This window comes from Bradyrhizobium sp. SRS-191 (genome assembly GCF_024586915.1).
Taxonomy (GTDB): Bacteria; Pseudomonadota; Alphaproteobacteria; order Rhizobiales; family Xanthobacteraceae; genus Bradyrhizobium.
Window position 1 is genome coordinate 92,003 of sequence record NZ_JANBVS010000002.1, and the last position, 13,547, is coordinate 105,549.

The window sequence follows — 13,547 nt, forward strand, 5'->3', positions numbered from 1 at the left end:
GCGGCGCGTCGGCCGCGAACGGGATAATGGGATGACACGCAAGCAGAGGCGTTTGACGATCATCGGCGGGGCGCTGTTCGTGCTCGCGGTCGCAGCCGGGCTGGTGCTGAATGCGCTGCGCGACTCCATCGTGTTCTTCTCGACGCCGACCATGGTCGCCGAAAAGCACGTCGCGCCGGGCAAGCGCTTCCGCCTCGGCGGCCTGGTGCAGCCGGGCTCGCTGAAGAAGGGCGACGATCTCGCCGTCACCTTCGAAGTGGCCGACGGCGGCGCCAAGCTGCCGGTCGCCTACAAGGGCATCCTGCCGGACCTGTTCCGCGAAGGGCAGGGCGTCGTCGCCGAGGGCGCGCTCGATGCTAACGGCGTGTTCAAGGCCGACACCGTGCTCGCGAAGCATGACGAGACCTACATGCCGAAGGAAGTCGCCGACAGCTTGAAGAAGCAGGGCCACTGGAAGGACGATTACGGCAAGCCGCAAGGCGGCGCCAAACCGGGGCCCGTGTCGATGCGCGAGGGCGAGAAGACGGCGGCAGGAGCGACGCAGTGATTGCAGAAAGCGGACATTATGCCCTGGTGCTGGCGCTCGCGCTGGCGCTGATCCAGTCGACCGTGCCGATGCTCGGCGCCGCGCAACGCGACGTCGCGCTGATGAATGTCGGCCGCTCGGCGGCGCTGGCGCAATTGCTGTTCGCCGGCCTCTCCTTCATCGCGCTGATCACCTTGCACGTGACCTCGGATTTCTCCGTCGCCAACGTGTTCGAGAACTCGCACTCGATGAAGCCGCTGCTCTACAAGATCACCGGCGTATGGGGTAACCACGAAGGCTCGATGCTGCTGTGGGTGTCGATCCTGGCGCTGTTCGGCGCCATGGTCGCAGCCTTCGGCAACAATCTGCCGCTGTCGCTGCGTGCCCGCGTGCTCGCGGTGCAGGCCTGGGTCGCGAGCGCGTTCTATCTGTTCATCCTGACCACCTCGAATCCGTTCGCGCGCCTCGCCACGCCGCCGATCGAGGGCCGCGACCTCAATCCGGTGTTGCAGGACATCGGGCTGGCCGTGCATCCGCCGATGCTCTATCTCGGCTATGTCGGCTTCTCGATCTCGTTCTCGTTCGCCATCGCCGCTTTGATCGAGGGCCGCATCGATGCGGCCTGGGCGCGCTGGGTGCGGCCGTGGACCCTGATGGCCTGGATATTCCTCACGCTCGGCATCGCCATGGGCTCGTACTGGGCCTATTACGAGCTCGGCTGGGGCGGCTGGTGGTTCTGGGACCCGGTCGAGAACGCCTCGCTGATGCCCTGGCTCGCCGGCACCGCGCTCTTGCACTCCGCGCTCGTGATGGAGAAGCGCAACGCGCTCAAGGTCTGGACCATCCTGCTCTCGATCCTGACCTTCTCGCTGTCGTTGCTCGGCACCTTCCTGGTGCGCTCCGGCGTCATCACCTCGGTGCATGCGTTCGCCAGCGATCCGACGCGCGGCGTCTTCATCCTCGGCATTCTCGTGCTGTTCATCGGCGGCAGCCTGACGCTGTTCGCCGGCCGCGCCACCGCGCTGAAGCAGGGCGGGCTGTTCGCGCCGATCTCGCGCGAGGGCGCGCTGGTGCTGAACAATCTCTTGCTCACCGTGTCCTGCGCCACCGTGCTGTTCGGCACGCTCTATCCCGTGATCATGGAAGCGCTCGACTTCAAGCTCTCGGTCGGCGCTCCCTTCTACAACCTCACCTTCGGCCCGCTGTTCGCGCTGCTGCTGCTGATGGTGCCGTTCGGCCCGATGCTGGCGTGGAAGCGCGGCGATCTCTTAGCTGCCACGCAACGGCTGCTCGCCGCCGGTGTCGCCTCGCTGGTGGCGATCGCGATCGCCTGGGCCTGGGCGCGTGGCGGCAGCGCGCTGGCGCCGCTCGGCATTGGCCTGGGCGTGTTCGTCATATCAGGCGCCATCGTCGATCTGGTCGAGCGCAGCGGCATCACCCGCGTGCCGTTCAAGACCGCGCTGCATCGGACTAAGGGTCTGCCACGCTCGGTGTGGGGCACGGCCTTTGCCCATGCCGGCCTGGGCGTGGCGCTGCTCGGCATCGTCTGTGAGACCACCTGGAACAGCGAGCTGATCTCGACGCTCCGTCCCGGCGACGTCCGCGGTCTCGCCGGCTATGAGATCAAGTTCGACGGCATGACCCAGCGCCAGGGGCCGAACTTCACCGAGGTCGTCAGCACCTTCGTGATCAGCGAGGACGGCAAGCAGCTCGCGGTGATGACGCCGAGCAAGCGCAGCTTCTCCACGCGCGGCATGTCGACCACCGAAGCGGCGCTGCTGACGCGCGGCGTCAGCCAGCTCTACGTCTCGCTGGGCGACACCACCCCGGATGGCGGCCTCGCCGTGCGCATCTATCACAAGCCGCTGGTGCTGCTGATCTGGTTCGGCCCGGTGCTGATGGCGTTCGGCGGCTTGCTGTCGCTGTCCGATCGCCGCCTGCGCGTCGGCGCCCCGCGCCCGGCGCGGGCGGCGCGCGCGCTGCAGCCGGCGGAGTAGGGCGGATGCGACGTCGTCTCAGCTCGCTGATGCTCGTGCTAGTGCTGCTCGCGGCCCCCATGGCGCATGCGGTGCAGCCCGACGAGGTGATGTCGGACACCGCCAAGGAGCAGCGCGCCCGGGCGCTGTCGCGCGAGCTGCGCTGCATGGTCTGCCAGAACCAGTCGATCGACGATTCCGACGCGCCGCTGGCCCGCGACCTGCGCCTGCTGGTGCGCGAGCGCCTCGCCGCTGGTGACAGTGACAATCAGGTGCTCGATTTCCTGGTCGCCCGCTACGGCCAGTTCGTGCTGCTCAAGCCGCGGTTCGAGCGCCAGACCTGGCTGCTCTGGCTGTTGCCTCCGGTGCTGCTGCTCGGCGGCGGCCTGGCGCTGTGGTGGCAGGTCCGCCGCCGCGGCCAGCGCGGCACGGACGCCACGCCGAAGCTGACGGCCGAGGAGGAGGCGCGGCTGGCCGCGCTGATGGCGGCGGAGAAGCAGCCGCCGGCGGCGTGACGCGCTCGGCCTAGGGTTGATGTGCCGCGCCAAGATCGGAGCTTCCCTCTCCATGAACACGCCTCTCGGCGCGTTCATGGTCGGTGTGCAGGACCCCCTTAGGTGCCAACCCCTCATGGTGAGGAGGCGCGCAGCGCCGTCTCGAACCATGAGGCCACCGCGCGGGCCTCGCCCTTCGGGACGCCCGCCTGCGGCGGGCTCCTCAGGGTGAGGGGCGGGAGCGGTGCTGTGTCTTGCTAAGCGTTAGCGACGGCGACTGGGATCAAACAAACATCCCAGCTCGCAACTCGCGCCCCCCCCGTAAAATCCCGTGCTCTCCCGTGCTCCACCCGTCCTCCGGCTTTCATCTTATTTTACCATTGTCTGGAAGGTTGCACAGGACATTCCGTCTGACGCGTCCGGGCAAGCTCCATGTTCTCCAACAGCAATCTGACGATCCGCTTCCTCGTGGGGGGCGTCGTGGCCGCGCTCCTGATGCTGCTGGCGATCGGCGGCGGCACCGGCTTCATTGCGGTGCTCTATCTCAACAACCAGATCACCAGCCTGTCGTCGGACTTCGCCAGCCTCAGCGGCCCGGCGCGCGACCATGCGACCCTGATTTATCAGCAGGCGCAGTCGGCGTTCTCCTGGTTCCTGATCGCCTGCGTCGCCATCGCGGTGTTCGCCAGCGCGGTCTGCCTGATGACCTACGCCGCCGTGCAGAACGGCATTCTGCGTCCGCTCGCTGCGATGGTCTCGGCCATGCGCGACGTCGCCGACCAGAAATACGCCACGCGCATTCCCGGCCTCGGCCTCTCCAACGAGATCGGGCAGCTCGCCGGCGCGCTGGAGGTGTTCAAGACCAACGGCATCGAGCGCCAGCGCCTCACCGAGCGCGAATTGCAGGAGGCGCAGCGCCAGGGCGAGCGCTCGCGCTTCCTCGACGGCCGCATCCACTCCTTCAACGAGCTCGTCGCCAGCGTCGTCAGCAGCGTGGCGTCGTCGGCGGTCCGCCTGAAGAGCAACGCCGAGACGCTGTCGCGCGCCGCCAACGACACCTCGGCGAAGGCGAATGCGGTCGAGGCCGCCGCCAACCACGCCAATCGCAGCGTGCAGACGGTGGCGGGCTCCACGGAGGAGATGACCAGCTCGATCGGCACCATCAGCCGCCGCGTCTCCGACGCCACCCAGCGCGCCGAGGGCGCGGCCTCGCAGGCCGAGAAGAGCAAGAACACCATCCATTCGCTGTCGGATGCCGCCGAGAAGATCGGCACCGTCGTGCAGCTGGTGCAGGCGATCGCCGCGCAGACCAACCTGCTGGCGCTCAACGCCACCATCGAGGCGGCGCGTGCGGGCGAAGCCGGCAAGGGCTTCTCGGTCGTGGCCTCGGAGGTGAAGAACCTCGCCGACCAGACCAGCAAGGCGACCGACGAGATCTCGGCCCATGTCGCCAGCATCCAGGGCATCACCGCGGAGACCCGCGGCGCCATCGACGGCATCTCGACGACGCTCTCCGAGATCAGCGCCATCATGTCCGGCATCGAGGTCGACACCTCGCAGCAGCGCAACGCCACCCAGGACATCTCCAAGAGCGTCCAGGAAGCCGCCCGCGGCACCCTCGACGTCTCCAACCACATCGCCCAGATCACCTCCACCTCGGCCGAAACCGGCCGCCTCGCCACCGACGCCCGCGACGCCGCCGGCGATCTCTCGCAGCAGGCCGAGACGCTGAAGCGCGAGGTGGATGCATTCATCGTCAGCGTAAAGGCGAGCTGAGGGCAGGCGCGCCGCTCCTCAGCCAGCCGAATGACGGCGGCGAGAGGCTTCGCCGTCCACCGTCCATCGTCGCGCGACGTCCCCGCCCAGTCCTCCGCTGTCGTCCCTGCGAACGCAGGGACCCATAACCACAGGGAGAGGTTGTTGTGCGGGATGTGGGACCAGTCATGTCTCACGACAACCGCCGCGGAGTATGGGTCCCTGCGTTCGCAGGGACGACAGCGGAGTCTGCCGAGGCCGCTCGCGCGATACGGGCGGAAAGTAGGGCGGATGAGCGCAGCGTCATCCGCCATTCCCTCACGATGGACAGCAACTGCCGCGCGGCGGCTTACGCCTGCGGCTAAGCCGCCCTACAAGCTTTCGTCATGAGGCACGCTCCTACCCAGTCCTCCGGCGTCGTCCCGGCGAACGCCGGGACCCATAACCCCAGGGAGAGGTTGTCGGGCGGGATGTGGGCCCAGTTGTGTCTCACAATAACCGCCGGGGAGTATGGGTCCCTGCGTTCGCAGGGATGACAGCGGAGCATGTCGAGGCCGCTCGAGCGACACGTGCAAAGGGGAGGGCGGACGAGCGCAGCGTCATCCGTCATTCCCTCACGACCAACCGCGATTTGCCGTGCGCCGGCATATGCCTCCGGCCCAAGCTGCCCAACGATCCCGCATCCCGAGCTGCGACGGTCGACCACGCAACTCATCGCAACTACGTAGCTCCGCAAACGCCATCATCCCCGGAACTTCACGGGCCTCTCTAACCGGCTATTAGCAAATACCCTTCATCGTGCACATGCTCTGCTGGGAGGAGTCGTCGCGCATGCGGCGGATGCTGTGCGGGCAGGCGCCGTGACATCGGACGCCCGTTGACCGCACAAGGGAAGGGGCCAACGGGAATGATGAGCTTCGGGTTGAAGATCAGGGGTCGTCTCTACGCCGGTTTCGCGGCGCTGGTGGCGGTGGGCATGATCATGGCGGCGGTCGCGGTGTGGAATCTCCGCGCCGTCAGCGACCAGGTCGCGAGCATGTCGGCGCTGTCGGACGCAACCGCGCGCATCCTGCAGATCTCCAACCACCTCCAGGCGATCCAGCGCGCCAACCTGCGCTACATCCACGACGCCAACGAGCCCGCGCTGAAGGAGGCCGCCGACCGCGAGGCCGCCGCGACCGAGCTGCTGCAGGCCGCCGGCAACGGCCCGCTCTCCGCCGAGCGCCGCAAGGCCTTTGCCGATCTGCTGACCGACATCGCGCAGATGAAGACGCTGCGCGATCAGTTGCAGGACGCCGTCAGGCAGATCAAGTCCGGCCGCGCCGCGCTGCTGCCGGGCGGCGAGGACCTCGCCGCCAAGACCGCCAAGCTCTCGATCTCCGCGCGCATCTCCAAGGAGCCGGAGGTGATGACCGCGGTCGCCGACATCGACACCCGCCTGCAGCTGGTGCGCATCGCGACCTGGCGCTTCCTGGCGCTGCGCGACGCCAAGGCCGCGTCCGCCTTCCGCGCCGGCGTCGACAATGTCGAGCAGCGCCTCGCCACCTTGGAGGGCAACTCGCCGCCGGCCAGCGTGCTCGCGGCGATCGCGCCGGTGAAGGCCTCGCTCGACCTCAACAAGAACGCATTCGAGGCCACCGCCGCCGCGACCTTGAAGTCGGAGGAGGTCTACGCCAACGCGATCGAGCCGCTGATCGCAAGGAGCATCGAGACCCTCAAAGCCGCCGAAGCAAGCATCAACTCCGACTATCACGCCGCGCGCACGACCGCGGAAGGCGCGATCGGCCACACCATCTCGTTGCAGATGCAGGTCGGCGCCGCTGCCGTGCTGTTCGGCTGCCTCGTCGCGTTCCTGATCGCGCGCGGCATCGTCGGCCCGCTCGCCGCGATGACGCGGGCGATGGGGCGGCTGGCGAGCGGCGAGGTCGCCGTCGAGATCCCCGGCCGCGGCGCCCGTGACGAGATCGGCGCCATGGCCACGGCGATCCAGGTGTTCAAGGACAACATGGCCGAGACCGAGCGCCTCCGTGCCGAGCATGCGGACGCCGAGGCGCGGCAGGAGCACGCGCGCAAGGCCGACATGGCCCGGCTCGCCCATCAGTTCGAGCAGGCCATAGGCGAGATCATCGATGCGGTGTCGCATGCGTCCGCCGAGTTAGAGGCCTCCGCCGGCACGCTGACCAGCACCGCCGCGCGCGGCCAGGACCTGTCGACCGAGGTCGCCGCCGCCTCGCAGGAGGCCTCGTCCAACGTGCAGACGGTGGCCTCCGCCGCCGAGGAGCTGTCCTCTTCAGTGAGCGAGATCTCCCGCCAGGTGCAGGAATCCGCGCGCATCGCCGGCGAAGCCGTGGCGCAGGCCAACCGCACCAATGAGCGCGTCGGCACGCTGTCGAAGCAGGCCGCGCGCATCGGCGACGTGCTCGAGCTGATCTCGAGCATCGCCGGCCAGACCAATTTGCTGGCGCTCAACGCCACCATCGAGGCTGCCCGCGCCGGCGAAGCCGGCCGCGGCTTCGCCGTGGTCGCCGCCGAGGTCAAGGCGCTGGCCGAGCAGACGGCGAAAGCCACCGGCGAGATCGCCCAGCAGGTCTCCGGCATCCAGGCCGCCACCGAGGAGTCGGTCGGCTCGATCCAGGAGATCGGCAACACCATCGGCCGCCTGTCCGAAATCTCCGCCGCCGTCTCCGCCGCCGTGGAAGAGCAGGGCGCCGCCACCCAGGAAATTTCCCGCAACGTCCAACACGCCGCCAACGGCACTCAGCGCGTCTCGCGCAACATCGACGACGTGCAACGGGGAGCATCGGAGACGGGGTCAGCGTCGGCCCAGGTGCTGACGGCGGCACGTTCGCTGTCGGCGGAGAGCGGGCGGTTGAAGCGAGAGGTAAGCCGGTTCCTGGGCTCGCTGCAGGCGGCGTGAGGCAGGGCGAGGTGTTGCGCTAACCGCCGACGCGTAGGGCGGATTAGCGCAGCGTAATCCGCCATCCCCGCCCAACAAAGAGCGGCGGCTTACGCCTCCGGCTAAGCCGCCCTACGGACCGCCGATTGGGCGGGCCGTCCCTGTAGCCCTGATGAGCGCAGCGACATCCGAGTCACACGAGCTTTAGAGATGCCCCCGGATGTCGCTGCGCTCATCCGTGCTACCCCGCTAGTCACCCGCCGTCGTATTGTGCCGACCCAAATCAATACCCTCGTGGACCGCACGTAAGCGCACATAGCCCCGCATGATATTTTCGCGAAAGGCGTACCATCCGGAGCCGAACCCAACGACAATACGGCCGTGCGTATCCTTTCGAAGGGCCAAGTAACGTTGATTAAGTCTATCGCGCGGCAAACGTACACGTGCGCGTTTGGCTACAATCCACGTGTACGAACTTTCATAGATCTGTGCGATCTGCCGGCTGTCGGCTGTGCTATCAGCAAGCGCCCAAAGCGCATCCTCATAGTCGGCTGTATTGCGCGTCTTTCGCGTAGCTTTTTCATATTGCGCTCTTAGCATCGCCTCGGTTCGTTGAAGCGCGCCCTCGATTCCTGTCTTGAAGTGGGAGGCGTTAGATATTGTTACTAGTTCTGGATCGTCGAACATGCTCCAGAATAGGGACTCACCAATCAGGTGAACGTAATGGGGAAAACCGTCGCTGATTTGCCCTATCCGAATGAGCGCGTCTCGTTGGATTTTAACTTTAAGCCTGTCAGCAACGACCGTAATAATTTGCCATAGATCACTATGGTTCAAGCGCTCAAGTTTTATCGTTTCCAGTATCCTGCCAGCGGAGGCATGTGCCTGTAGAAGCTCCGTAAGGTCATGTCCAATACCGCAGAAGATGAAACGAAGGTTGTCCGGCATCTCTTGGAGATTCTTGATAAACTCCGCAAATTTTTCTCGCTCATCGGCCGAGCTTACACGCTCCATCTCATCGATGATTACGACTTGCTTCCCTTTGGCGACCTGAGCCACATAACGAACGATGTCCAACGCCTCGTTGAGCGACTTAGGCGCTTCCATGGAGCCAGTACTGACCGTTGGTCGGGTGAAGCCCACTCCACCAATTCCGCCCGGTAGGTTGAAGTTAAAGCCGCCGCCTGTTGCTCGCTCTCCAAGCCGACGCTCCACTGGAACTGTTGCAGCTCCAATCGCATGGATGACTTCGGCGAAGGTGCTATGTGCACCGCACATTACATGTATCGGTTTTAATGTGCTATCTGTGTGCAGGTTTGCTGCAGTGAGCGCCAATGACGTCTTTCCTACGCCTCGATCTCCGTGAATGAAGATTTGCCGCCCGGGAGAACTCAGCGCCCGATCGATAGTGCGAAGGTTTTTGGTTCGACCGAACAGCCGCTCCGGCGTTTGGATTGACTTAGAAGGTGTCAGGTGCTCGGCGAGCAGCTCTTTTAGTAGCTCGTCACTGATGCCGTTAAGCGACATTACGTTCGGCTCCCAGATCTATCCAGAGGCTAACCTAAAGGCGACTCACACGCATGGCCCATGACTATAGCTGCCTCGCTCTACTCGAGCGCGGCTAGAAGCGAAATTGCTGGATTCCACATAATACCGAGCTCACGAAGATCGCTCCCCCAGATCACATCACCTTCCAAATCCGACGAAATATTCCGAAAATCAAAAATCCTCTTGCCTGCCACCCCAAATCACCCGTATCTTCCGCCTCGTTCCGTTCCACCGAGGGGGCGTATCGCGATCGTCACGGACGTCGGATGCGGAATGCGATGGACGCGGGCTGCTGCATGCGGGGCTTTGGCCTCGCCGACGAACGGCGGCGTGCGGACGTGAAATCGTGTGGTCCTGGTCGCCCGGTGCTGCGGCCAAGCCGGCGGGGATGATCCGCCAGGCGACGGGGTCAAGAGCCGGTCCCCGGGGAGAGCACGTATAAGCGTTAACACCATCGCACAGGGAGGGCCGGGCGTGTTCGGCCAGACCTGTGGTGACTGCCGCCTGCTTTTTGTTTGCAGGCGGGCCACGGGCGCGGCCAGCGCCCGGCCTTCCCTGTGCCCTCGCTGTGAGGGTGCGAGTTTGACGGGCATGACTCGGGCGCGGGATGCGCGGCGAGGATGTGGAGGCGCGACTCAGTGTTGGGTGTGTCCGGCCGCTGTTAGGTGTCTCCAAAGGCTGTTTGACAATGTAGATCGCGATGTTGTCTCGCGCTTCATCTCCAGCAAGGCGCGCTTCGCTCGCAATGACGCAGCTTGTTGGAGGCGGGGCATTCAACAAACACAGTGTCGTCCCGGCGAACGCCGGGACCCATACCCCAGGGAGCGGTTTGAGGCAGGCTGGTCATTGGCTTTTTCGCCCACATGACGGCTGCGGCGTATGGGTCCCTTATCGGCGCCGTGCCGCGCTTTGCGCGTCACGGCTTGTCCGGGACGACGACGATGGGTGCGGCGGCTTGCGCGACAACGGCAGGGGCGGGAAACCGCATGTCGCTTCGCTCATGCGGGCGACGGGGACGGTGGCTCTGGGGCCGTTGAGGGGTGGCGGGTTACGCCTGCGGCTAACCCGCCCTACGGGAGTTCATACTTTTGGATGGATGGTCATAAACATGGCCGGCCTCGGGCACAGGAGAATCCCCCAACCCATTGTCTGGAAATGCCTTTTCCCCGCCGCTCTGCCATCTGCGCCATTCTGCCGCAGTCTGTGTGTCCGTCCATTACAGAAGTTTAACGCCGCAGCCAGCACGCCGTAAGGCGGCGCGCCCCATGTTCACTGGCGAACGGGGCGAACAGCCCGGGACACACGATTTAGACCTTGACCAAAATCACTTGCGGAGAAAACCGTATGACTGACCGTCCGACCGACCTGTCCTCGCTTCCCTCCTATCGCCAGCCCCGGCGTGGCCTGTTCTCGGCGCGCAAGTTTGCGCTGATGGCCTCCGTCGTCGCGGGCCTCGGCGTCGCCGCCTATGGGCTGTCGCCGCAGGGCGCGCCGCTGAACCTGTTCTCGACCTCGGCGCATGCGCAGGTCGCCAACGAAGTCAGCAAGGTCGCGCGCCCGGTCGGCTTTGCCGACATCGTGGAGCGGGTGAAGCCGTCGGTGATTTCGGTCAAGGTCAACATCGCCGAGAAGGTCGCCAAGAACGACAATGACGACGACACGCCGTTCCAGCCGGGCTCGCCGATGGAGCGCTTCTTCCGCCGCTTCGGCGGTGAGAACGGCATTCCCGGCATGCCCGGCCGCGGCGGCCGTGGTGGCGGTCGCGCCGTGACCGGGCAGGGCTCCGGCTTCTTCATCTCCGCCGACGGCTATGCCGTGACCAACAATCACGTGGTCGACGGCGCCGACAAGGTCGAGGTGACGACCGACGACGGCAAGACCTACAGCGCCAAGGTGATCGGCACCGACCAGCGCACCGATCTCGCGCTGATCAAGGTCGAGGGCGGCTCGAACTTCCCGTTCGCGAAACTCGCCGACGGCAAGCCGCGCATCGGCGACTGGGTGCTGGCGGTCGGCAATCCCTTCGGTCTCGGCGGCACCGTGACAGCGGGCATCGTCTCGGCCGTGGGCCGCGACATCGGCAACGGCCCGTATGACGATTTCATCCAGATCGACGCGCCCGTGAACAAGGGCAACTCCGGCGGTCCGGCGTTCGATGTCGACGGCAACGTGGTCGGCGTGAACACCGCGATCTATTCGCCGTCCGGCGGCAGCGTCGGCATCGCGTTCTCGATCCCGGCCTCCACGGTGAAGAGCGTGGTGGCGCAGCTCAAGGACAACGGCTCGGTCAGCCGCGGCTGGATCGGCGTGCAGATCCAGCCGGTGACGCAGGACATCGCCGACAGCCTCGGCATGAAGAAGGCCGAGGGCGCCCTGGTTGCCGAGCCGCAGGCCAACGGCCCGGCGGCCAAGGCGGGCATCGTGTCCGGCGACGTCATCACGGCCGTCAACGGCGAGCCGGTGAAGGACGCGCGTGAGCTCGCCCGCACCATCGGCGGCATCGCGCCGGGCGCGGCGGTCAAGCTCAACGTGCTGTCGAAGGGCCAGGACAAGACCGTCAACCTCACGCTCGGCAAGCTGCCGAACACCATCGAGGCCAAGGCCGACACCGGCGGTGACAACGACAACGCGAATCCTACTCGCGGCGCCGATGTGCCGAAGCTCGGCATGACCGTCGCTCCCGCGTCGAGCGTGGCCGGCGCCGGCAAGGACGGCGTCATCGTCACCCAGGTCGACCCCAAGAGCGCCGCAGCCGACCGCGGCTTCAAGGAAGGCGACGTGATCCTCGAAGTCGCCGGCAAGTCGGTGACCTCGGCCGGTGACGTCCGCGAGGCGATTAATGCCGCCAAGGCCGACAACAAGAACAGCGTGCTGATGCGCGTGAAGAGCGGCGGCCAGTCGCGCTTCGTCGCGGTGCCGCTGGCGAAAGGCTAAAGGCGTTCACGAGATGGAGGGTCGCCGGCCTGTTGCCCCCGCGCCGGCGGCTCTTCCTGGGGGCGGGCTTCAAGTCCCGCTCCCGCAACCCTTCCGTCAGGAACAATGCCCCCCTCCGTCGGAAGGAACTCGGGCGGTGAAGTCCCCCAGCTTCACCGCCCACTTTCCTGTCGATCGCCCCCGCGCTGACGCCGCCTTGCACGGAAACGGCAGCCGGGCCATGTAGATGGACATCCAACCGTGACCGTCGCCCCCGTTTCCGCAATGCGCCTCCTGATCATCGAAGACGACCGCGAGTCCGCCGACTATCTGGTCAAGGCGTTCCGCGAGGTCGGACATGTCGCAGACCTCGCCAGTGACGGCGAGGAGGGGCTCGCCATGGCCGAAAGCGGCGATTACGACGTGCTGGTGGTCGACCGCATGCTGCCCAAGCGCGACGGCCTGTCGCTGATCGGCGCGCTGCGCGACAAGGGCAACCGCTCGCCGGTGTTGATTCTGTCCGCGCTCGGCCAGGTCGATGACCGCATCAAGGGCCTGCGCGCCGGCGGCGACGACTATCTGCCCAAGCCTTACGCCTTTGCCGAGCTGCTCGCCCGCGTCGAGGTGCTGTCGCGCCGCCATGGCGGGCCGGCTGAGGAGACGACCTACAAGGTCGGCGATCTCGAGCTCGACCGTCTGTCGCATCGCGTCGCCCGCGGCAAGGACGAATTGACCCTGCAGCCGCGCGAGTTTCGCCTGCTCGAATATCTGATGAAGCATGCGGGGCAGGTTGTCACGCGCACGATGCTGCTGGAGAACGTCTGGGACTATCACTTCGATCCGCAGACCAACGTGATCGACGTCCACATCTCGCGGCTGCGCTCCAAGATCGACAAGGGTTTTGACCGTCCGCTGCTCCACACCATCCGCGGCGCGGGGTACATGATCCGTGACGGGCTTCGCTAGACCATGGCGACCGACCGCGGGGTCGGCCGCCAGCCTCGCTGATCGGAGCGCCTTAGCTGGCGCGCGCGAGCTGAGCGTCGGCCGTTTCGGACTTGAGCTGACTGCCGGAGACCATGCCGGCGGCGTCGACCGTGACCTGGATGTGCAGGATGCCGCTGCCGCTCACCGGCACCGCGACCTGCTGCCCGGTCTGCACATTCTGGAAAAAGATCGTCCAGTTGTTATCCCAGACCCACCACTCGCCGGCCGATGTGAGGAGCGCCTGGTCCTTGAAGTTGCCCGTGACGTCCCAGCCGAAGCCCTGGTCGGGGGCGTTGGGCGCGAAGGCCCAGGAGGCCCAGCCGGTCGGCGTTCCGCCCTTCTTGCCGACGTAGGCCACAGGAGCCGCGGATTGATTGGTGATCTTGTCGATCGTGGTCGTCATTCTCAATTCTTCCCTTCTGAAATGATGGTCTGCGACAATGAAGGTCCAA

The 13,547-nt window shown here is 66.0% G+C and carries 9 protein-coding genes; 7 read left to right on the plus strand and 2 right to left on the minus strand.

Annotated features, from left to right (window positions below):
* Positions 1 to 31 precede the first annotated feature (31 nt).
* From ccmE to NLR35_RS04275, 5 genes are all read left to right on the plus strand, one after another.
* A complete protein-coding gene (gene ccmE / locus NLR35_RS04255) occupies positions 32 to 547 on the plus strand; it encodes a cytochrome c maturation protein CcmE (protein WP_257165319.1) in 516 nt (171 codons plus the stop codon).
* Positions 544 to 2,523, plus strand: coding sequence for a heme lyase CcmF/NrfE family subunit (locus tag NLR35_RS04260; RefSeq protein WP_257165320.1), 1,980 nt, complete (start codon positions 544 to 546; stop codon positions 2,521 to 2,523). The genes ccmE and NLR35_RS04260 overlap by 4 nt, the downstream gene beginning before the upstream one ends.
* Before the next feature lie 5 nt (positions 2,524 to 2,528).
* Complete coding sequence (locus NLR35_RS04265) at positions 2,529 to 3,017, plus strand: cytochrome c-type biogenesis protein (RefSeq protein WP_257165321.1); 489 nt, start codon at positions 2,529 to 2,531, stop codon at positions 3,015 to 3,017.
* Positions 3,018 to 3,428: 411 nt separating this feature from the next.
* Complete coding sequence (locus NLR35_RS04270; protein ID WP_257165322.1) at positions 3,429 to 4,772, plus strand: methyl-accepting chemotaxis protein; 1,344 nt, start codon at positions 3,429 to 3,431, stop codon at positions 4,770 to 4,772.
* A gap of 886 nt (positions 4,773 to 5,658) precedes the next feature.
* Positions 5,659 to 7,668 (plus strand): methyl-accepting chemotaxis protein, encoded by a 2,010-nt coding sequence (locus NLR35_RS04275; RefSeq protein ID WP_257165323.1) that lies wholly within the window; start codon positions 5,659 to 5,661, stop codon positions 7,666 to 7,668.
* Positions 7,669 to 7,896: 228 nt separating this feature from the next.
* On the opposite strand, the gene NLR35_RS04280 is transcribed toward NLR35_RS04275, so the two are convergent.
* The gene (locus NLR35_RS04280; RefSeq protein WP_257165324.1) at positions 7,897 to 9,174 is read right to left on the minus strand and encodes an ATP-binding protein; all 1,278 of its coding nucleotides are present in this window, start codon (positions 9,172 to 9,174) and stop codon (positions 7,897 to 7,899) included.
* Positions 9,175 to 10,539: 1,365 nt separating this feature from the next.
* On the opposite strand from NLR35_RS04280, the gene NLR35_RS04285 reads away from it, so the two are divergent.
* Both NLR35_RS04285 and NLR35_RS04290 read left to right on the plus strand, forming a co-directional pair.
* Positions 10,540 to 12,129 (plus strand): Do family serine endopeptidase, encoded by a 1,590-nt coding sequence (locus NLR35_RS04285; protein WP_257165325.1) that lies wholly within the window; start codon positions 10,540 to 10,542, stop codon positions 12,127 to 12,129.
* Positions 12,130 to 12,393: 264 nt separating this feature from the next.
* Positions 12,394 to 13,074 carry a response regulator transcription factor gene (locus NLR35_RS04290; protein WP_257165764.1) on the plus strand — a complete coding sequence of 227 codons (681 nt, stop codon included), beginning with the start codon at positions 12,394 to 12,396 and terminating at the stop codon, positions 13,072 to 13,074.
* 52 nt (positions 13,075 to 13,126) lie between these two features.
* Here the strand turns inward: NLR35_RS04290 and NLR35_RS04295 are convergent, their stop codons facing one another.
* Complete coding sequence (locus NLR35_RS04295; RefSeq protein WP_257165326.1) at positions 13,127 to 13,498, minus strand: hypothetical protein; 372 nt, start codon at positions 13,496 to 13,498, stop codon at positions 13,127 to 13,129.
* Positions 13,499 to 13,547: the final 49 nt, after the last annotated feature.